This window comes from Rhodococcus sp. SMB37, from assembly GCF_004345605.1.
Lineage (GTDB): Bacteria > Actinomycetota > Actinomycetes > Mycobacteriales > Mycobacteriaceae > Rhodococcus.
Genome location: NZ_SLVY01000003.1, coordinates 176,389 through 196,803 on the forward strand (window position 1 = coordinate 176,389; position 20,415 = coordinate 196,803).

Here is a 20,415-nt window from a genome sequence, read left to right on the forward strand (position 1 = left end):
TCGATCAGCGGACCACCTTGCGCAGCCACATGGAGAGCGCCTCGACCGCCAGCACCACGGCGACCATGAGGATGAGGATCGTGGTCACCACGTCGAACTGGTTGACGCGGGAAGCGTTGAGGAGCAGGAATCCGATGCCGCCGGCGCCGACGACGCCCAGCAGGGTGGCGGAGCGGATGTTGGAGTCCAGGAGGTACATGGTGTGGGCGATGAAGGCCGGTGCGGACTGCCGGAGCGTCGCGCCGAAGAACACCTGGATCTCGGAGGCCCCGGCGGTGCGCAGGGCGTCCTGGACGTCGGTGTCGGTCTCTTCGAGTGAATCGGCAACGAGTTTGGAGAGCAGCCCGACCGCGCCCACCGCCAGGGCCAAGGTGCCTGCCACAGCGCCGAGACCGGAGACGACCACGAAGATGATGGCGAGGATCAGTTCCGGGATGCCGCGAACCACCACGATGAGCATGCGGAAGAAGGAGCGGACGGCCTTGTTCGCCACCACGTTGTTCGCGGCGAGGATACCGATCGGGATGGCCAGGACCGCTCCGATGAAGGTGGCTGCCAGCGCGATCTGGACAGTGACCAGCAGCTGCTCCACGAGCGTGCCGAGTGCGCCACCCGTCGATGGAGGTAGGAACAGCCCCAGCGTGTCGGGGAGTGCAAGCAGGCCGTCCCACAGGGCACCCATGGAGATGTCGACGCGCCAGAGCGACGCCACCAGCAACACCACGATGGCGCCGCCGGACATGAACCTCCGAACCCGTGCCGCAGTCCACGGCGGGGTCAGACGCAGGTCGCCCGACAGACCGGCTGCACCGCGGTTGAACAGCCGGTCGGACCACGTACCTCCTACCACCGCTCCACCGGATCGCTTCATGATGGCGGCTCGGATTGCCCCGGAGAGCAGTTCGACTGCGATGCAGAGAATCAGCACGAGCAGGGCCAAAGCCATGCCTCGCTGGTAATCCAGGGTCCGGAGTGCGTCGGCGATGGCCAGACCGATCCCGCCTACCCCGACATAACCCAGCAGCACCGATGTGCGCAGGTTGATGTCGAAGCGGTGCAGGGCGGTTGCCACGATCTGAGGCAAGAGCACTTGGGGGATGGCCGAGAAGATCTGCTGACCGCGACTGCCACCGGCGGATTCGATCGACTCGCGGGGGCCGTCGTCGAGTTCCTCGATCGCGTCTGCATAGAGTTTGCCGACCATGCCCACGGAGTGGATGCCCATGGCGAGGATGCCGGCCGTCGCGCCCAGCCCGAACATACGCAGGAACACGATGGCCAACACAAGGTCCGGGACCGCGCGGGCCAGGACGATCGGCGTGCGGGCAGTGCCCTGCGAGAGACGACCCCTCGTGGTGGCCTTCGCGGCAGCCAGAGCCAGTGGGACGGACAACACTACGGCCAGGAACGTGGCCAGGAACACGATGGCCAGGGTCTCGAAGATCAGACTCACCGTCTCGGCCACCGGCGGGAAGTCGAGGGGGAACATCCGCTGGATGAAGGCGACACCGTTGTCCAGTGATCTGGCAATGGTCGCGAGGTTGATTCCGAGCGAATCGACCGACCAGACACCGGCGACCACGAGGACGATCATGACCAGCGCGGCCGCAACGGACCCGACTCGCGGGGCGGGTCTCGGAGGGAATTCGACGGGGGGTTTCCGGGTAGCGGTCGTGTTCACTGCCGACCACCATGGCCGGCCAGGGCCATCCCGGAGACACTGGTGTAGATCTGTGACGCTTCCTCGGCATGCAGACCCCCGGTGGTCTGGTCCAGGACGATCCGCCCACTGCGCAGTCCGACGATGCGGTCGGCGAAGTCGATGGCGAGCTGCACCTGGTGCAGCGAGGCAATCACCGTCAGCTGGTTCTCGGACGAAATCTCTTGGAGCAGACCCATGACTTCCCTGGCGGATACCGGGTCGAGGGACGCCACCGGTTCGTCCGCCAGGAGGACCTTGGGATGCTGCATGAGCGCTCGCGCGATGGCCACGCGTTGCTGCTGACCGCCGGACAGCGTGTCGGCACGCTGGTAGGCCCGGTCGGCGAGACCCACGCGGTCCAGCTTCTCGAGTGCCTCCCGTCGCACGCTCTCGGGATACATCATCAGCGACAGCCGGGGACCGACGAGCGATCCGAGTCGGCCGGTGCACACGTTCTCGAGCACGGACATCGGACCGATTAGGTTGAAATGCTGGAATATCACGGCGATCTCACGTCGAAGTGTCCGCAAGGACCTGCCCCGCAAGGACGCCACGTCCTGGCCGAGGACCGAGACGGAGCCGGATGTCGGGCGATGCAATCCATTGAGGTGCCGGAGCAGGGTTGACTTGCCCGAGCCGGACAGGCCGAGCAGCACGGTGATGGCACCGGTGCGGAACTCCGTGGTGACGTCGTCGAGGCCGAGGACGCCTGCGCCGAAGTCCTTGGTCACATGCTCGAGTCGCACGGCCGGGCGGGGCCGGGCGTCGGTGTCCGCAAGGGGGTTGTTCATGGTCAGGTCCTTGATGGCAGTGGTCATGCCAGGTCAGTTGATGCTGTGGCAGGCTGCGGCATCGGTGGCAGCGCAGATTTCACGGATCGCGTCGAAATCGGTGTCATCGACCGGCAGGTAGCCGTACTCGATCTCCTCGGGCAGGACGCACTCCCCCTCGGAGGCGCAGATGCCCGCCGCGACCAGCGCCGGCTTGTTGGCCTTCTCGCGGATGACCGTGGAGATCTGCTCGGCCACAGCGGGATCGAGAGTGTCGAGGTTCAGGGCGATCGGGTCTTCGGGGATCGGCTCGGACTCCCAGACGGACCGCAGGGCACCGTCGTCGACCTGACCGGACGTGACCAGCGTGTTGAGCATGGTGTCGTGAGCGAAAGCGGCGTCGCACGAGCCGGATTCGAGTGAGAGCAGCGAGGCGTCGTGGCCTCCGGCGAGGACTGCTTCGAGATCCGTCTCGAGGTCGATGCCCTCATTCATCAACCCCTCCATGGGGACCAGATAGCCGGAGGTGGACGCCGCGTCCACGAAACACACGGTCCGACCCCGAAGGTCGGAGAGGCCCTTGATGTCGGAATCAGCGCGGACGTACGCCAGCGAGGTGTAGGCCGGCTGCTGGGCGGGGTCGCTGGTGGGCGCGGCGATGGCGTCGATGTTCACGCCCGAGTCCTTGGCGATGACATAGGAGAACGGGCCGTAGGAAGCGATATCGATCTGCCCGGCGCGCTGACCCTCGATGACCGCGGCGTAGTCGGACGCGTTCTGGAACTCGACGTCGAGACCGGTTTCCTGCTCGATGAGCGAGGTGATGTTCGAGTAGTCGCTTTCCAGAGAGGAGGACGATTCGGCCGGGATAGCCGCGAACGTGATGGTCTCACTGTCGGATCCGCTGCCGCACGCAGCCAGGATCGGGACGGTGGCCGACGCGAGGACGGCGGCGCGAACAGCAGCCGATTTCGGGGAGAAAAAAGTCTTCACAAGTTTCTTTCTGAGGGGGTTGGCTCGGAGCCGTACATTCCGCGTGCGAACAGCGGTCGCGACAACAGCCCGGTGGTGTCGGGTTCCAGTGTGCCGCATCGCGAGCCAACATGTATATACATATCGGTCCGGTTCATGAAGTGTTCACCGAGCGCTCATCCAGCCGCCGTGTGCGGGTCAGAAGCCGGGTACGGAGCCACCGTTCAGCGCAAGGTCGGCGATTCCGAAAGACAGGGTCATGCCGATCCCGGACGTGACGACGGCGACTGTGGTGCGCTGATCGGGGCGCTCGAGCACGAGGTTGGTCGAGCGACTGTCGGCGTAACGGCCCAGCCAGCGCTGACGAACGACCGGGGCCGTGATTCCGAGGATTTCCGTGGCGCGTGCAAGCAACAGGTTTCCGACACGTTCGTCGATGAACGGCTCCGGGCTCGCCGCATAGGCGTGACTGTCTCCGATGAGCAACCCATCCGCCAGACCCGTCACCATCAGGTTCGCAATGCACTCGACCAGTTCCGGCTCCCGTTCGGCCAGCTCGCGGCGAAGTTCCGGTGCGGATGGCATGGCGGTGAAGCCTTCGTACCGGGCGAGGGAGGTGCCGGTCAGCATTGCGAGATCCGCCGGAACGGCGTGCGGCCGGTCGATCAGGGACATGACGAGCGTGCAGGTTCGCACCTCGTGACTCTCGGCGAGGTCGGGGAACAGGTGGCTGAGCCGGTAACCGGGGCACACCACGATCTGCGAGGCCGTGTAATCGCCGCGGTTCGTCTCCGCGACACCGTCGGCCACGGCGGTGACCTGGGTACTCCAAGCGAAGTCGACCCCCTGCGCCGCGAGCCAGCGAGCCAGCACGGGCGCCGCCTCACGCGGGTTCACCCTCATATCCCGCGGCAGGTGCACCCCGGAAAGCGCTGCCAGACCGGGATTTCCGATGGCGTCAGCCACTTCGACTCCACTCAGGGAGGTGACCCGATCGGGGCCGCGATGCTCGGCGAACTCTCGCAGGACCTGATGCTCGGCCTCCGTGGTCGCCGGGATATACGTACCACCTTCCGATGCCCAGAAGCCGGCCTGCTCGGCCGCGTTCACCCAGCCCGACCTGGCACGATCGGCGACGCCTTGTATGAGGTCCGCCTGGCCGGTGAAGCAGGCGTGACCGAAGTTCTGGATCGAGGAACCGACGGGGCGGTCATCGCTGTCGATGACGCGGACGGACCGACCCTGCTCGTGAGCCAGGAATGCGGTGGCAAGGCCGATGATGCCGGAGCCGATGACAAGAAGGTCGGAGTGATTACGCATTCGACGATAGTATGAGCACTCGACACCTCATTCAGTACATGTATAGACATATTTGCTGGCTGTTCACCCACATTTCACCACACCCTCCGGATCATGAACCGTTGCCCCAGCACAGCAAACATTTACTGTATATATAAGTCGTCACCGGAAGAGGGAGTACGAACCACCATGGGGACCACGCTTCAGCAACATCAAGAGATCGCGGCCTTCCTCCGGAACGCCATCAGCCGCAAGGAGTTCGCCCCCGGAGAACCGCTTCCCTCCGAGTCCGAGCTGTGCGAACGATTCCGCTCGTCCCGTGGGCCTGTTCGCCAGGCCATGGCCACGCTGCGCTCGGAGGGGTTGATTTCATCGGGTCGAGGGCGGCGGACCATCGTGCTCGACACGGTACCGACCCAGTCCTTCGACGGCGTGATCTCCTACTCGGAGTGGTGCCGCCAGTCGGGATTCGAACCGGGACAGGTGACCCAGAGCGTCACACGCCGACCCGCAGACGAGACACTGGCCGCCGCGCTGGATATCGAACCGAAGTCCCCGGTGGTCACGGTGTTCCGGCTACGGCTCCTGAACGGGGCGCCCGCCATGGTCGAGCGCTTGAACTACCCCCTCGATGTGGGGCGCCATCTCCTCACGTTCGACACCGACTCCGGCTCCATCTACCAGCATCTGATCAGCTCCGGAGTAGATATCGACAACGCCACCCGCACCATCGACGCCGTCGGTGCCGACGCGGACGATGCCCGCCTCCTGGAGGTCGTCGAGGGGACTCCATTATTGCGGGTCCGCCGCCGCGCATTCAGCAGTAATGGGAACACGGTCGAGTCCTCGGATGACAGATACCTGCCGGGGACAGCGAGCTTCACGCTGAACACGATCCGCGGAAACCCGTCCCCCCTGTCGATGGTGTCCGCCCGTTAGTCACGATCTCTCCATACCGAGCACGGGCACCGGATTCGTCGGTGCTCTCCGGATCAAAGAAGTCCTACGCCAAGCGAAGAAGAGGTACATGCTGACCGCAGCGATCCTTTTCGGGATGCTCGCCCTGGCCATGTGAAGTGCGACCGAGATTGCGATCGTCCTCGAACCACGCCGCCCTGCTCACGGTATGGCAATCATCGCCTGCCTCGTAGCGACATGGGTTTCATCGTTCTGCCCGTCGCGTGGCTGTCTCCAGAGTCGGACACCGCCGACATCGTCATCCCCGTCGCGATGCTGGTGATCCGGCGTTATCGAAGCGTGGTCGAGGCGATGATCGCCTCGTAGCACTTGCCTGCCGATACCACGTCACCAGCGGTTCCGGACATCCTCCGCCCACCCCACGATGTCCTCGACGCGCACCCGAGCGCCGGTGTCATCCGCGACCGTGCCGGACCAATGGCCGAAACACTGGTGGGTGCGGGAGGAGAAGATCTTCAGGTCGGTGACGGACTTCTTCAGGTGGAACGGGGTGAAGGTGAGGTCGACGGTGTCGCCGGTGATCCGCCACGGCGCCATCCAGTCGCCCGGATCGTAGGTCCACACCAACTCTTCGCTGATCTTCGACAGATGCCCGTCGACGACCAGCGCGTTCTCCACCGATCCGGATCCGTCGGTCCACTTCCCACCGACTTGGATTCCGATCACCTTGCCGTCGGTGCGGCCGGATCCCGCGCCCCAGTTCCAGTGCACCGCGTACGGCCAGCGTCCGCGCCCATGGTCGAGCGTCGCCCACGACTCCCCTTCGGGCACGTCCGAGACGACGCCGTCGACACGAATGGTCCCGGTGGCGGGCCGAGCGACGTCCTTGACGGTGTACTGGAACAGTCGATCGGTCCACGGCACGACGACACCGAGACACTCGTGGCACTCCGGTCTCTGAGCAAGGATGTCGATCTCCACACGCTCGCCGCGCGCCCACAACCGCGTCCCGCCGTCGACCTCGTCGATATCGATCCGTACTTTCCCGGTGCGGGATCGAACCGGACCCTCACCGAGATTGGCCGGCAAGGTCGCGGTGCGGGGCAACCCGATGGCGTCGTATGCGATCGTTTCCCCGCTTGCCCGGTCGAGTAGCCAGATACCGTGCACTGCTGCGTAATCGATGTCGGACACCACGAGCGCGACCACATGGGTCGGTGTGGTCACCGCCCAGTACTCCCACCGCTTGTTGCGTCCTTTCCCCGCCCTGCCGCGGCCGATACCGTCGGTGGTGATCAGCGGTGTGCGCGTCCACCCGACCGCGCCGGGGTTCAGGCGTCCGTCGGGCCGGGTCAGGGGTACCGGATCGGTGATCTCCCGTTCCCGCACTGCGAGAGGTGATGCCGCTCCCCCGGCGGCGTGGTCGTGTCGGCCGCGCAACCGAAGGTTCGACGCACGAACGGCGTCGGCGTCGACCTTCAGGACCCGACGGTCGTAGGTCATCAGACCGTTCGTCTCTTCTTCGACGTCGGCGAGCTGGGTGTAGATGAAGGCCGCGAGCCCGTCCTCGACTGCCGGGGCAACTTGCGTATGTTGCAGACGCAGAAAGGCGCGCTCGTAGGTCCACTGGTCGGCGAATTTGCGGTAGCCGAACTCCTTGTCGCTCCACACGTGCCCCGGGACCCGATAGGAATACCCGCCGTACTCCGACAACACCGCGACACGCTCATCTTTCGCGTCGGCCCGCGACAGCCGATAGGGCCGGAAGTAGACGTGCCGGCTGGCCATGTCGCCTCCACCTTGGTCGTGCCAACCGCTGGCATGGTCGACGGGCCGGGTGGCGTCGAGCGCCTTGATCCGCGCGGAGGCCACGACGGCATCGAATTGTCCCCATGCCTCGTTGAACGGCACCCATGCGGCGATGCTCGGTGTCGAACGCAGCAGCGCCACAGTCGTATCGAGCTCCTCGAGGAACTCGGTGCGTCCTTCGGCGTCCTGCCGTCCGAACCAGGTGTAGTGAGAATCGTCCAACTTCACGGGTAGAGCGACGGGTGCGGTGACGACCGCCTGCCGGTAGCTCCGACCACCGTTGACCATGTCCTGCCACACGAGGATGCCCAGCCGGTCGCAGTGGTGGTACCAGCGCAGCGGCTCGATCTTGATGTGCTTACGCAGCATCGTGAAACCGAGTTCCTTGGCCGTGACGATGTCGTGGATGAGCGCGTCGTCCGACGGCGCGGTGTAGAGGCCGTCGGGCCAGTACCCCTGATCGAGCAGGCCCGCATGCAGATACGGTTCGCCGTTGAGCAGGAGTCGGATGGTGCCTGTCGCATCGGGTCCGATACCGAACGAACGCATCCCGACGTAACTCGACACGTTGTCGGCACCGAGGGTGACCTCGACGTCGTACAGGAACGGATCCTCGGGCGACCAGAGACGCACGTCGTCGCCGAGCCGCAACCGCGTCGGCACCCCGACCGGCACGCTGCCCGAAACGACGTCGCTGCCGTTGGCACCGATCGTGACGACGGCAGCACCCTCGCCAGTGCCGCCGACCACCACACACACCTCGACCTCACCGGTGTCCACGTGCGGCACGAGATCGAGCCGCTCGACCCACCGCTGCGGCACTGATTCGAGCCACACCGTCTGCCAGATCCCGGATTGCGGTGTGTACCAGATACCACCGCGCTCGAGTTTCTGTTTTCCGCGGCTACGCCACGACGTGTCGGTGACATCCCGGACCCGGACGACGAGTTCGTGACTCTCACCGCGCAGAGCGTCGGTGACGTCGAGGGTGAACGGCAGGTATCCGCCTCGATGCCCCCCGACGAATGTGCCGTCGACCCACACTTCGCAATCCTGGTCGACGGCTCCGAAATGGAGCAACACACGATCACGCACGAATCCGGCAGGCAGCGTGACGCTCCGCCGATACCACAGCGCTTCGCCCGGCTGCAGTATCCGATCGACGCCGGATAGCGGTGCTTCCGGTGAGAACGGCACCACGATCTCCCCGTCCCAGTCGCGGGGTCGCTCGGTGACCGAGGCGCAGATGATGGCATAGTCCCAGTGGCCGTTGAGGTTGACGTAGGAGTCGCGCATGAGTTGTGGGCGCGGGTATTCGGGCAGGACACGGTCGGGATCGAGGGTTTCGCCCCATTCGGTGATCACAGGCTGGTCTCCAGAGGTTTCGGTGCGAGTGTCTGTGCGCCGCCTACCTTCCGCAGCAGGACGACGGGGATGACGATCAATACCACCACGACTGCGGCGGCAGGGAAGATCCACGGTGTCGGCACCTGTTTCACGACGCCGAGATCGACGAATGTCTCGTCGGCACCGGTGATCACAGCGGCACCGAGGAACGGTCCGATCACCATCGGCACGAGGACGGCGAACATCATCCGCAGTCCCTGCACCTGGCCCGCGCGATCCAGCGGAGTCAGGTTCCGAACGGTTGCCGAGATCGCGGCGACCCCCAGCATGAATCCCGCCATCATCACGATGCCTGCTCCGATGACAGCGAGCATTCCCCGCGCAGGGAACATCAGGAGCAGACCGACGACATAGCCAACGGCGACGGGCAGGATTCCCCTGGATGGGCTAATACGGTCCAGTACCCGGCCGCCGATCCCGCTGATCACTGCCGCACCGATCAACACCGACGCCAGGACGATCGCGTATCCGTCCATGTCGAGGTACCGCTGCACGTAGATGATCAGGTACGGCAGGAACACCTGGGTGCTCGTTCCGAGGATCGCCCAGGCCAGCAATGCCAGATACAGCCGCGGATTGTCGCGCACGGTGCTGGGACGCAAGCCATGGACCACCGACGACAGGTAACTGCCGCTCGGTCTCGGTTGTCGCGGCTCGCGGACCCCGAACCAGGCGATCACCCCGACCGCCGCGGTGGCGCCGCCGATGATCGTGAAGAACAGCATCCACTGGCCGCCCCTGGTGAGCGGGTCGAGCGCACCGAACACCAGCAGCATCGCCAGCAATGGCATCGTGGCCAGCACGCCGTCGACGCGGCCGCGATTGTCAGGGCGGGTCGAGTCGGTGACCCACGCATTGAACGCGGCGTCGTTCGCACTCGAACCGAGAATGCTCATCACACGGTCGAGTACGACGATCGCGATCACCGCGATCGTCACTGCATCGAGCATCGGCATCAATGACGCGGCGGCATCGACACTCACCAGCCCGAAACCGGCGGTACAGAGGCCCCACGGCACGTGCCCGACCGCGATGAACTCGCGTCGCCCGCCGGTTCTGTCCGACGCCGCGCCGGCGAGCAGCGTCGCAATGGTGGCATCGACGGCACTGGTCGCGACCAGGGTGGCGAGTACTGTCGGCGAGTCGGTGATCGTGTTGTAGACGAACAGGTTGAGGTAGATGCTCTCGACCGTCCAGGCCAGTTGCCCCGTCAGCCCGAGCAGCACCACCCAGATCCAGAGGCGACGATCGGCCACACGCTCGTGTATCCCGCGACCATGGTGGTTCGCGCCATCCCGGCGCGTGGACCGATCCCACCGTGTCGGACCTCGTCATGTCGCGCAGATACGCAGCGTTTCGACCGCACTGCGGTTGACCGGGGCAGCTCACCCAGGTGGATGTCCCGAATGGGTGACCACGTAGCGGACCACGTAGTCGCCCGCCTGTGTGCAGCGCGCGGACCGGCCATTGTGATTCAGGGCATACCGCGTTCGAAACATCCTCGTCCATTCATAACCGTAGTCACAACGGAAGGAATCCTGATGGGACAGCTTGAAGGCAAGGTCGCGCTGGTAACGGGAGCAGCACGCGGACAAGGGCGCTCGCATGCCATCCGGCTCGCGGAAGAAGGCGCCGACGTCATCATCGTCGACATCTGCGCCAAGCCGGCAACGACGAAGTACCGCGGTGCGACGGAGGACGAACTCCAGGAAACTGCCCGGCATATCGAGAAGCTCGGGCAGCGTGCCCATGTCGCTGTTGCCGACGTGCGGTCGCTGAGTCGGCTCCAGGACGTGGTCGCCGAGGGTGTTGCGAAGCTCGGACGCCTCGACACCGTGGTGGCGAACGCCGGCATCTTCTCGTCCAGTCCACTGCACGAGCTCACCGAAGCGCAGTGGGACGAAATGATCGACATCAACCTGTCGGGCGTGTGGAAGACAATGCGAGCGACTGTCCCCATCCTGATCGAGCAGGGTGAGGGCGGATCGATCGTCCTGATCAGCTCCACCGGTGGATTGCAGGGTTTCCCCAACTTCGCCCACTACGTCGCCGCGAAGCACGGCGTCACCGGTCTCGCCCGAACTGCCGCCAATGAGCTGGGCTCCCATCGGATTCGGTGCAACTCGATCCATCCTACGTCGGTGCTGACGGACATGATCGACAACGAGGACATGTACCGGCTGTTCCGACCGGACCTCGAGACGCCCACACACGAGGATTTCCGCGAAGCGTGCGAGACCGCGATGAACGTGCTGCCGACTCCCTGGATCGAACCGGCGGATATCAGCAACGCCGTGGTGTGGCTCGCTTCGGACGCGGCACGCTACGTCACCGGCATCGCACTGCCCGTCGACGCGGGCGCCCTCAACAAGGTCTGATCAGCAGACACCAGCAAGCGGGGCACCCGGAACCAACCCGGAGTGCCCCGCTCTGCGTGCGCGAACGCTGCGGCGATCTCGTGACGACCAATCGTTCCCAGCGTGACACCGCCGCTGCTCATTTGTAGTGCCTTCTCACCATTGCGCTGCGTGGAACCCCGCATGCACTGAGTCGTAAACCCCGACTCGGTGCATGCGGGAAACCGGATGTCAGAGCAATACTGCTCTCGCCTGCGCATACTCGGCTCTGAGACGTTCGATGATCATTGCAGCCGTCAGCACGGCGTCGACGGCGCCGATGCCCTGCCCTGCGCCCCAGATATCGCGCCACGGCTTCGCCTGCGGCTTCGGACCCGGCTCGGCGCCTTCGGTGATACCGAAGTTCGGCACGGCCGGCCTCGAGTCGCCGAGTGCGTCGGGATCGAGCCCGGCGGCTCTGATGCTTCCCCGAAGGTAGTTGCCGTGGACACCGGTGAACCGGCTCGAGTAGACGATGTCGCCGGCGCCGGAATCGACAATCATCTGCTTGTACCTGAGGTCGGCATCGGCTTCGGTACTAGCGATGAAGACGGAGCCCATGTAGGCGAGGTCCGCTCCGGCGGCCTGCGCTGCGAGGATCGCGCGGCCGTGGGCGATGGCTCCGGACAGCAAGAGCGGGCCGTCGAACCACGCACGTATCTCCTGGAGCAGAGCGAAGGGGGACTGTGTCCCCGCATGGCCACCGGCTCCGGCAGCCACCGCGATCAGCCCGTCTGCCCCCTTGGCGACCGCTTTGCGGGCGAACGTGTTGTCGATGACATCGTGAAGGACGATGCCGCCGTATGAATGGACGGCGTCGTTGACGTCCGCGCGGGCACCGAGCGAAGTGATCACGATCGGAACCTCGAACTCGACGATCGTGGCGAGATCCTCCTCGAGCCGAGAGTTGGTCTTGTGCACGATGAGGTTGACCGCATACGGGGCGGCCGGCGCTTCCGGGTTGTTCGCGTCGTATTTCGCCAGTCTCGCAGTGATATCGGCGAGCCACTCGCGCAGAACCGGCCGGGGTCGCGCGTTGAGCGACGGGAATGATCCGACCACACCGGAGGTGCACTGTGCGACAACGAGATCGGGACCGGAGACGATGAACAAGGGTGAAGCAACCACCGGCAGACGAAGCCGGTCGTGGAGGACGGGCGGCAGAGTCAAGTTCGTGTCCTTTTCGACAACACGGCAATACGGCAACAGTTCTCAGGGTGTGTCGTGCGGAGTGTGTGTTCCGAACCGCCGAGCATGGTAGGTCAGTGGCGCGGCGATGGGGTCGGTGTCGACACCCGTGACGCCTCCGACGAGAATGACGTGATCACCACCCGGGAGAATGTGATCGACCCTGCAGGACAGCCAGATTGCAGACCCGTCGAGTCGCGGTATCGAATCGTGCCGGTGCCAGAGTGTTCCCGCGAACTTGTCGTCCCCCTTGATGGCGAAACGCGTGGCGACGGATTGTTGCTGCGCCCCGAGGACGTTCACTCCGAACGTGCCGGTGCGCGTGATCGCCGACAGGCTTTCCGATGTCGTCGCCATCGCCACAGCGATCAGCAGTGGTTCGACCGACAAGGACATCACGGCACTGACGGTCGTGCCGTGTGGACGATCGCCGTCCATCGTCGTGACAACGGCGACCGGTGCGCACATGTGCGCCATCGCCTCTTTGAAGTCGGCCGATAGGTCGGCTTCACGGCTGGTCGTCGGGGTGGGGATGCTCATGGTCGATCGGTCTCCCAGGGACGTCGAGTGCGGTGGACGATGCCGTTCATGCAACGGCTGTACGACTGTCGGTGATCGAGGCTCGCAGGTCCGAGTAACGAATCGTAGGTAGGTCCCAGTGCTGGGCTTCGTCGATACCGGCCTCGCGGCACGGATCGATGCGGGACACCAGGGAGGCGAATGCCACCGGAAAGCCCTGCACATCCGCCCCGGCCGCTGCGCAGAGGTACCCGGCTTCCGCGATCAAGCGTGGTCTGCCGGGTGCGTTCTCGTCTGCAGCAAGGACAGGGATCACGTGGCCTGGGCGGGTGAACGAAGTGGGAGTCGATTGTCGATCTCCCAACGTGCGCAGAGTGACTGCGCGGTCCTGCGCGGAGATGCCGGTCGTGACGCCTTCTGCTGCGTCGACCGCCACGCACATCCGACCACCGAACGAATTATCGGCTTCCCAAACCATCGGCGGCAGGCACAGGCGATGAGCATCGAACTGGCTCACGGTGACGCAGACGAACCCGCTTCCTTCACGAATCATTTCGGCCACTACGGGCGTCGACGCGCGCCGGGCCAGGACCATCATGTCGATGCCGGTGCCGTTCAGATCGTCCACTGCCAGCACGGGGCCACCGGCCTGCAGGGCTTCGATTGCAGAGTCGAGGGCCGAGCTGCGCATGCAGCGCTGTGCGATGCTCATCGCCATCACCTGTCAGCCGGCAAGTCCGGTCGCGGACCAGAACGCTTCGAACGAGGACGGCACGAGATCGTTGCCGCGCACGACCTTGCCGTCGACGAATCGGTGGCCCATGACCATCGTGATATCCAGTTCGTGTTCGCCGAGCTTGCGGTATGCCCGGATCTTGGCGACCACGAGTTCGTCGTCGATCACATCGCAGCTGACCACTTCGTTCGCGGAGGCGTCGAGTTTGGCGAGCACACCGAGACCCTCCAGGAATTCCGCCTTGGTGTAGACCCGCTGTGTGCCGTCGAAGGTGAATCCGGCCCAGGTCATCGTGTCGTCGTACAGGTCCAGGAGGGGTGTGGGATCGCCTTGGTCGGCAGCGGCGAAAGCCTTGGTGAGCGCGTCGGCGTTCTGCTGTGTCATCAGTACCTCCGTACGTAGGAATGTGGTCCACACCACCTTCGCAGCGACAACGAGGTGCGGTAACCGTCCGATCACGTGACCGTGTACGGGGGCGTCCAGCCACGACTCCCGGCGCCATTTTCGCTGGTGAAGGCCTATCCTATCGAGAAAGGGGGTGGCGCATGTTCCGCCGACGACCGAAAGTGACACATCTTGACCCCCCATGTTGCGGTGCGTCACCTTCGGCCAGCAGAGTGATACGCGTCTCATAGGAGGTGCGGTTGAACGCCGACGAGTGGTTCGAAATCCATCAGTGCCGTGGCGAAGGTGAGTCGATCAAGGGCATTGCCCAACGGTTGGGTATCTCCCGGAACACGGTGCGCCGAGCTCTTGCGATGTCCGAACAGCCGAACGACCACCGACGATTGAAGGGATCGGTGGCCGACGAGGCGGATGCACGCATCCGGGACCTACTCCAACGGTCTCCGAGCATCTCCATCGCAGAGATAGGCAGATGCATCATGTGGAGCCACTCGCGAACACTTCTCGTACGTAAGGTGAACCAGATCAAGAGCGAGATGACCACCGTTCCCTTCGATCCCCCCTCGATCGGCACCGGACTTCCGCAACATCCCACCAGTTTCGTCGGACGGCACCACGAATTGCGCGAGATCCGCCGTCTACTCGGTGACCACAGGCTGGTGTCGGTCGTCGGCCCCGGAGGGATCGGAAAGACCCGACTCGTCGTACGAGCAGCGGAAGAGTACCGACGGGCGTTCGCCGACGGAATCCGCTTCGTGGAACTCGCATCCCTACGTAGCGAAAGCTTGGTGAGCCAGGCGATCGCCGATCGACTCGGACTCGAAACCCGCGACGGCCCGAACAACTCCGCCGACGACATCCTCGTCGAGTACTTGCGCAACCGAAGGATGCTCCTGATCCTCGACAACTGCGAACATCTCGTCGACGGGGTCGCAGCCCTCGTCAGCCGCCTGACCGAAGAAACGCGCAACCTGCGAATCCTCACCACCTCGCGGGAGTACCTGGCAATCCCCGGCGAGTACGTCTTCCACCTTCCGCCACTTTCCATCGACGGTGGTAAGGAATCTGGAGCTGTCGAGTTGTTCGCCAATCGCGCCGAGTCCGTGCTGTCCGGCTTCGAACTCAGCGACTCGAATGTGGACGCAGTCAGACGGATCTGTCAACGGCTCGACGGACTTCCCCTGGCCATCGAACTGGCCTGTACTCGCTTGAACGTCCTTTCGGTCGAGGACCTCGCGGAACGACTGGATCGGCGTCTGTCCATGTTGACCGTCTCCGCACGCGGACGCACACCGAGACACCGGAGTCTGCAAGCGACGATCGACTGGAGTTACGAGTTGTGTTCGGAGACGGAACGCATCTTGTGGTGCCACACTTCCGTCTTCGCCGACAGTTTCGACATCGGTATGGCGGTGGCTGTGTGCTCGGACGATGCGCTGTCCGAGGACGAGATCATGGAAGCAGTCGCCGCGCTCGTCGCCAAGTCAGTGGTGGTGCGTGAGATCTCGGACAACGGGGTTCGCTTCCGGCTGCTCGAATCGATACGGGAATACGGATGGGGGAAACTGACCATCCCGGAACGCCGTCACATGAACGAACGGCTCCTCGAATACTGTGCCCGTATCGTCGAAGAGTCGACCACCTCCTGGTACGGACCCGAGCAGCTGACGAAGGCGACGGCGGTCTCGATCAACCGCGGAAACATACGGGCTGCACTGCATTCGGTGATGAACACCCCCACCGATCCTGCACTCGTAGAACTGGCCGCTGACACGCTGGGATCCTCGAGATTCCTGTGGGCCTGCGGAATCTCCGTACGCGAGCACAGAATGTGGTTGACGCAGGCACTCGACCTGCCCGGAGTCTCGAGGACCGCACGCGGACGTATCCTCACCGTGCTCGCATTGGTTCAGACACTTCAAGGTGATCGAGATGCGGCCGACTTCACCTTACGCAGGGCACGCGAGCTCGCCGGCGACCGCGAAGATCCGGTCACCAGATCATTCGCGGTCCATATCGCAGGACTGCGGGACTTCTTCGCCGGCCGAGCGGATTCCGGGATGGCATACCTCGACGAGGCAGAACGCGGATATCAACTCCACGGCTGTGATCCGGAACTGGTATCGATGTTGCAGGTCCATCGAGGCATGCTGCTCTGCTCCACGCAGGACGTATCCGGCGCCGCCGATGCTTTCAGCCGAGTGTTCACCAGTACCGACGAGATCGGCGAACTCTGGTTCCACTCCTACGCGACCTACGGACTCGGCCACGTCGCACTGCTCGAGAACGATCCGGACACCGCTGCCCAGCGCGCGCTCGAAGCACTTCGCTACCAACGAGAGTTCGCCGACCCGATCGGCAAGACAGTGATGGCAGACCTTCTGGGATGGGCACTCGCCGAGCAAGGCCACGGTGCACGCGCCGCGGTCGTGCTGGGCGCGGCCTCATCCATGTGGGGATCGATCGGTCGACAACTCTACGGTGCAGATCACTGGAATACCTTGCGCGCACGCGCAGTCGATACGGCACGGCACCACGTCGGCGGTTCGGCATTCGATGCCGCATGGGCCCGAGGCCAGGCCATGACCGCCCCCGAATTGCTCGCCTACATCTTCGACGAAGACTGTGCCAAGCACGATCACCCTGCCCCAGACCGGAGTTACTCCGCCCACGCAACAGCTAGGGCCGATGCCTCCCAACTCGACCTTCTCTCACCCCGTGAGCGAGAGGTCGCCGAACTGGTCGCACAGGGACTGACCAACAAACAGATCGCCGGGAGGCTCGTGCTGTCATCTCGTACCGTGGAAGGGCATGTGGAGCACCTGCTACGCAAGTTGTGCCTTTCGCGACGAACCGAGGTACCTCGAGCACTGTTCGCGACGTGAACGGAACCATCGGGCCCGCCACGCCCGGGCCGCCGGAGCGGCCCGGGCGGACTCGTAACGCACCCGGCGATCAGCCCTGCTGATAGCCGGGCAAGATCGCCCCGGCCGCATCACTCAACGTCATGCGGTCGATCAGAGCGTGCTGAGTGGCAACAGCTGCGTCACGGACGCACCGGCCCAGCACGCTGGGGTTACGAACCGTGGCACTACCGGCCCAGCGGTGAGCAAACATCACGACATCGCCCGCGACCTCCTGAACCCAGGTCGCAGCCTGCCGTAGACGCGCGTGCTGCTCGTCGGAGATCGGCAGTCCTGCTGCCGCGGTCTCCTCCGCATCCCCGAATACCTGGTAGACGTAGGCACAGGCGGCCTTGTACAAGGCTTCGTGGCGGGCGAACTCGATACGGAAGACATCGGAGTCACCGACGGCACCGTCGTATCCGGGCCGGACCTTCCCCGCGACGATGCGGGCGATCTCCTCCAAGGCTCGCTCGGCCAGCCCCAGTGCCACAGGTGCGTGGCCGCCGACACCGATGCCCAACAGCCCGAGCTTGTACACGGACTCGGGCCGGACTGGAACGGTCGAGAAGGTGTTCATGGTGAACCGCTCTGCGACGAACACGTCGGTCACGCGGTAATCGTACGAACCGGTGCCGACCATCCCCATGACGTCCCAGTTGCCGAGGAATTCGATGTTCTCCCTGGGGATCCAGGCGATACGGGCCTCGGGCTGCCCGTCCTCTCCCACCATCGGATTGCCCTGGTCGTCGTGTACGACGAAGCCTGCGCCGATCCACGATGCGTGGGCCGAGCCGCTGGCGAACTGGAAGCGGCCGGTGACACGGTATCCGCCGTCGACTCGCACGCCTGTGCCGGTGGGGACGATCATGCCCGCTGTGATGCCTTTGTCGACACCTGCAAACATCTCGCGCGCACCGTCGGGATTCGTGTAGCCGACCGCAACACCGGTGCTGCAGGAGTTGGCCATGAACGCCCAGCCCGTGGAGCCGTCGGCGCGTGTGATCTCCTGGACCACCTTGAAGGCACTGACGATGTCGAGGCCGGCACCGCCGTATTCGTCCGGCACCAGAATCCAGAACAAGCCCGCCTCCGCAAGCGCCTCGTAGACAGGCCGAGTGATCGTTGCTTCTGTTTCGATGGCGTTCGCTTCGGCCTCGATGACCCTGGCTACTTCGCGGGCGCGATCGAGATACTCGGCCCCGCGAGCTCGCTGCTGATACGTCGAGAGAACGGGCGCGGTGATTGTCATCCGAGGATTCCTTCCAGATGGGTACGACGGGTACCTGCATATGACTGGAATCACAATGACCCGCCACGCGTATCTCGACAGCGGGGCAACTACGTGGTCGACTACGGGATCCCGACAACCGGGTACACAGCCAGGCTATAACAGCATCCCGCCTGCGTGACGGGGTCAGGATGTGTCGGTAGCGAAGACAGAGTATTTGGTTGCAGTGGCCCTTTCGAAAGAGGAGCATCCGAGCTGAGTCTTTCACTCCGCCCTTTCGATCCCGGTGCCGATCCGTAGTGATCACGTAGTTGGACGGTATCGACTCACCCAATTGCGAGGGCACAGTTCATCTACGAGTCGTGCCGCGAGGCGGGAACCACGACCGACTCCGACTCACACCTGAGCAAAGAGGTCACACATGCAGTTCGGCAGCGCCTGCTCCACCCTCGTGTCCCACGCACGTGGCCAATCCATCGGCGACCTTCCGCGGCGGTCCTCGGCACGCTTCCCGGACAAACTCGCGATCGTTCACTGTGAGGTGCGGTTGACGTTCGCGCAGTTCGACGCGGTGGTCGACCGCGTCGCAGCCGCGCTCCACGCTGCCGGCCTGCGCCGCGGCGATCGCCTGGCAGCGCTCTCGCACAACTGCTGGCAACTCCCTGTCCTCAACTTCGCGACTGCCCGGCTCGGGGTCGTCTTCGTCCCGATCAACTTCATGCTCACAGGGCCGGAGATCGCCTACATTCTCGACGATTGCCGAGCCGATGCCTTCGTGGTCGAAGATGCCCTCGTCCCCGTCGCCGACCAGGCCGTCGCGGACTCTGCGGGAAGTGTCCGGATCAGAGTCGGTATCGAACTGTCCGATTCTCCAGTACCGGACAGTTGGACACCGATATCGGAGTGGACGGAGTTCCGTGGCGATGCAGCGCCGGAAGTGCCGATCGGCGACGACGACGTCATCCGGATCATGTACACCTCGGGCACGGAGTCACGCCCGAAAGGGGCTCTGCTCACCAGCAGGTCCCTCATGTGGCAGTACATCAGTTGCATCGTCACCGGAGGAATGAGCACCGAGGACAAGGAAATTCATGCTCTTCCGCTCTATCATTGCGCCCAATTGGACAACTTCCTCAGCACCGACATCTATCTCGGGGCCACCAGCGTCATCCTCGACAGACCGGCCCCCGAATTGTTGTTGCGCACCATCGAAGAAGAACAGATCACCAATTTGTTCTGCCCTCCGACCGTATGGATCGCCTTGCTGAACTCGCCGAACTTCGACACCACCGACCTTGGGTCGCTGCGCAAGGGTTATTACGGTGCCTCTGCTCTCCCTGTCGAGATCCTGCACGAGATGAATCGCCGACTTCCCGGAATCCGACTGTGGAACTTCTACGGTCAGACCGAGATGTCTTCTTTGGCAACGGCCCTGGGTCCGGAAGACCAGATCCGCAAGGCAGGTTCTGCCGGTCGGCCGGCGTTGAATGTGGAAACTTGCATCGTCGACGACCAGGACCGCCCACTACCCGCAGGAGAGGTCGGCGAGATCGTGCACCGCAGTCCGCACGCCACGGTGGGTTATCTCGGCCGGCCCGAGAAAACTGCAGAGGCGTTCTCCGGGGGGTGGTTCCATTCCGGTGACCTCGGCTACCTCGACGACGAAGGCTATCTGTGGGTGGTGGACCGCAAGAAGGACATGATCAAGACGGGCGGCGAGAATGTTGCCACCCGAGAGGTCGAAGAGGTTGTCTACGCCCTCGACGGCGTCGAGGAAGTAGCGGTATTTGCTGTTCCCCACCCTCGCTGGATCGAAGCCGTTGCAGCAGCCGTCGTCGTCGCCGACACCGAGATCGACGAAGCCGCCGTCGTCGCGTACTGCCGGAAACATCTGGCCGGCTACAAGGTCCCGAAGCACGTCGTGATCGTCGACAGCCTTCCGAAGAACCCCAGTGGCAAGATTCTCAAGCGCCGACTGCGTGAACAATTCTCCGCAGAACCGTCCATCGCCAGAACGTAGCGCCGGAAACATCTGATTCGCCCGACGCGACATCCGTTACCGGCAGGCCGTTTCTGGCGTCACCCTGATGATCGACAAAATGTCCGAAGTTCGGACAGTCATCCGTGTCGACTCTCACAACAATGACATCTCAGTGACCA

The 20,415-nt window shown here is 64.1% G+C and carries 16 protein-coding genes; 5 read left to right on the plus strand and 11 right to left on the minus strand.

Annotated elements, in window-relative coordinates; genetic code table 11:
• Positions 1-4 precede the first annotated feature (4 nt).
• The 4 genes from phnE to EV641_RS06615 form a co-directional block, all read right to left on the minus strand.
• Positions 5-1,594 (minus strand): phosphonate ABC transporter, permease protein PhnE, encoded by a 1,590-nt coding sequence (gene phnE / locus EV641_RS06600; RefSeq protein ID WP_132471368.1) that lies wholly within the window; start codon positions 1,592-1,594, stop codon positions 5-7.
• An 83-nt stretch (positions 1,595-1,677) separates the two neighbouring features.
• Positions 1,678-2,493, minus strand: coding sequence for a phosphonate ABC transporter ATP-binding protein (gene phnC / locus EV641_RS06605; protein ID WP_132471369.1), 816 nt, complete (start codon positions 2,491-2,493; stop codon positions 1,678-1,680).
• Between the two features lie 33 nt (positions 2,494-2,526).
• Positions 2,527-3,465 carry a phosphate/phosphite/phosphonate ABC transporter substrate-binding protein gene (locus EV641_RS06610; protein ID WP_277874480.1) on the minus strand — a complete coding sequence of 313 codons (939 nt, stop codon included), beginning with the start codon at positions 3,463-3,465 and terminating at the stop codon, positions 2,527-2,529.
• 177 nt (positions 3,466-3,642) lie between these two features.
• Positions 3,643-4,764, minus strand: coding sequence for a TIGR03364 family FAD-dependent oxidoreductase (locus EV641_RS06615; RefSeq protein WP_054714791.1), 1,122 nt, complete (start codon positions 4,762-4,764; stop codon positions 3,643-3,645).
• Positions 4,765-4,932: 168 nt separating this feature from the next.
• Between EV641_RS06615 and EV641_RS06620 the strand changes: the two genes are divergently transcribed.
• Both EV641_RS06620 and EV641_RS30085 read left to right on the plus strand, forming a co-directional pair.
• The gene (locus EV641_RS06620; protein WP_132471210.1) at positions 4,933-5,682 is read left to right on the plus strand and encodes a GntR family transcriptional regulator; all 750 of its coding nucleotides are present in this window, start codon (positions 4,933-4,935) and stop codon (positions 5,680-5,682) included.
• Between the two features lie 216 nt (positions 5,683-5,898).
• Positions 5,899-6,027 (plus strand): hypothetical protein, encoded by a 129-nt coding sequence (locus EV641_RS30085; RefSeq protein ID WP_277874481.1) that lies wholly within the window; start codon positions 5,899-5,901, stop codon positions 6,025-6,027.
• 21 nt (positions 6,028-6,048) lie between these two features.
• On the opposite strand, the gene EV641_RS06625 is transcribed toward EV641_RS30085, so the two are convergent.
• Positions 6,049-8,835: a DUF2804 family protein gene (locus tag EV641_RS06625; RefSeq protein WP_132471211.1), complete on the minus strand. Its 2,787-nt coding sequence runs from the start codon at positions 8,833-8,835 to the stop codon at positions 6,049-6,051.
• The gene (locus EV641_RS06630; RefSeq protein WP_199233162.1) at positions 8,832-10,133 is read right to left on the minus strand and encodes an MFS transporter; all 1,302 of its coding nucleotides are present in this window, start codon (positions 10,131-10,133) and stop codon (positions 8,832-8,834) included. Before EV641_RS06630 ends, EV641_RS06625 begins: the two co-directional genes overlap by 4 nt.
• Positions 10,134-10,418: 285 nt before the next feature.
• Here EV641_RS06630 and EV641_RS06635 point away from each other — a divergent pair, with 285 nt between their 5' ends.
• Entirely contained in the window at positions 10,419-11,255 is an 837-nt protein-coding gene (locus tag EV641_RS06635; protein WP_054713128.1) for a mycofactocin-coupled SDR family oxidoreductase, read from the plus strand.
• 210 nt (positions 11,256-11,465) lie between these two features.
• On the opposite strand, the gene EV641_RS06640 is transcribed toward EV641_RS06635, so the two are convergent.
• Genes EV641_RS06640 through EV641_RS06655 form a run of 4 tightly spaced genes read right to left on the minus strand, consistent with a single transcriptional unit; the run spans position 11,466 to position 14,100 of the window.
• Positions 11,466-12,443 (minus strand): nitronate monooxygenase family protein, encoded by a 978-nt coding sequence (locus EV641_RS06640; protein ID WP_054713127.1) that lies wholly within the window; start codon positions 12,441-12,443, stop codon positions 11,466-11,468.
• Positions 12,444-12,485: 42 nt separating this feature from the next.
• Positions 12,486-13,001, minus strand: coding sequence for a flavin reductase family protein (locus EV641_RS06645; RefSeq protein ID WP_054713126.1), 516 nt, complete (start codon positions 12,999-13,001; stop codon positions 12,486-12,488).
• Positions 13,002-13,047: 46 nt separating this feature from the next.
• Positions 13,048-13,692, minus strand: coding sequence for a 3,4-dihydroxy-2-butanone-4-phosphate synthase (locus EV641_RS06650; protein WP_241996891.1), 645 nt, complete (start codon positions 13,690-13,692; stop codon positions 13,048-13,050).
• A gap of 12 nt (positions 13,693-13,704) precedes the next feature.
• Positions 13,705-14,100: a nuclear transport factor 2 family protein gene (locus tag EV641_RS06655; RefSeq protein ID WP_132471212.1), complete on the minus strand. Its 396-nt coding sequence runs from the start codon at positions 14,098-14,100 to the stop codon at positions 13,705-13,707.
• 260 nt (positions 14,101-14,360) lie between these two features.
• On the opposite strand from EV641_RS06655, the gene EV641_RS06660 reads away from it, so the two are divergent.
• Entirely contained in the window at positions 14,361-17,006 is a 2,646-nt protein-coding gene (locus EV641_RS06660; protein ID WP_132471213.1) for a LuxR C-terminal-related transcriptional regulator, read from the plus strand.
• 70 nt (positions 17,007-17,076) lie between these two features.
• Here EV641_RS06660 and EV641_RS06665 read toward each other — a convergent pair whose 3' ends face one another.
• Positions 17,077-18,276 carry an acyl-CoA dehydrogenase family protein gene (locus EV641_RS06665; RefSeq protein ID WP_132471214.1) on the minus strand — a complete coding sequence of 400 codons (1,200 nt, stop codon included), beginning with the start codon at positions 18,274-18,276 and terminating at the stop codon, positions 17,077-17,079.
• A 400-nt stretch (positions 18,277-18,676) separates the two neighbouring features.
• On the opposite strand from EV641_RS06665, the gene EV641_RS06670 reads away from it, so the two are divergent.
• Entirely contained in the window at positions 18,677-20,275 is a 1,599-nt protein-coding gene (locus tag EV641_RS06670) for an acyl-CoA synthetase (protein WP_132471215.1), read from the plus strand.
• Positions 20,276-20,415: the final 140 nt, after the last annotated feature.

What these genes read in the sequence shown, in the direction of transcription:
- phnE (WP_132471368.1), bottom strand. Translation starts at nt 1,594, where the DNA reads ATGATCGTCCTCGTGGTCGCCGGTGTCTGGTCGGTCGATTCGCTCGGA.
- phnC (WP_132471369.1), bottom strand. Translation starts at nt 2,493, where the DNA reads ATGAACAACCCCCTTGCGGACACCGACGCCCGGCCCCGCCCGGCCGTG.
- EV641_RS06615 (WP_054714791.1), bottom strand. Translation starts at nt 4,764, where the DNA reads ATGCGTAATCACTCCGACCTTCTTGTCATCGGCTCCGGCATCATCGGC.
- EV641_RS06620 (WP_132471210.1), top strand. Translation starts at nt 4,933, where the DNA reads ATGGGGACCACGCTTCAGCAACATCAAGAGATCGCGGCCTTCCTCCGG.
- EV641_RS30085 (WP_277874481.1), top strand. Translation starts at nt 5,899, where the DNA reads ATGGGTTTCATCGTTCTGCCCGTCGCGTGGCTGTCTCCAGAGTCGGAC.
- EV641_RS06635 (WP_054713128.1), top strand. Translation starts at nt 10,419, where the DNA reads ATGGGACAGCTTGAAGGCAAGGTCGCGCTGGTAACGGGAGCAGCACGC.
- EV641_RS06645 (WP_054713126.1), bottom strand. Translation starts at nt 13,001, where the DNA reads ATGAGCATCCCCACCCCGACGACCAGCCGTGAAGCCGACCTATCGGCC.
- EV641_RS06650 (WP_241996891.1), bottom strand. Translation starts at nt 13,692, where the DNA reads ATGAGCATCGCACAGCGCTGCATGCGCAGCTCGGCCCTCGACTCTGCA.
- EV641_RS06655 (WP_132471212.1), bottom strand. Translation starts at nt 14,100, where the DNA reads ATGACACAGCAGAACGCCGACGCGCTCACCAAGGCTTTCGCCGCTGCC.
- EV641_RS06665 (WP_132471214.1), bottom strand. Translation starts at nt 18,276, where the DNA reads ATGACAATCACCGCGCCCGTTCTCTCGACGTATCAGCAGCGAGCTCGC.
- EV641_RS06670 (WP_132471215.1), top strand. Translation starts at nt 18,677, where the DNA reads ATGCAGTTCGGCAGCGCCTGCTCCACCCTCGTGTCCCACGCACGTGGC.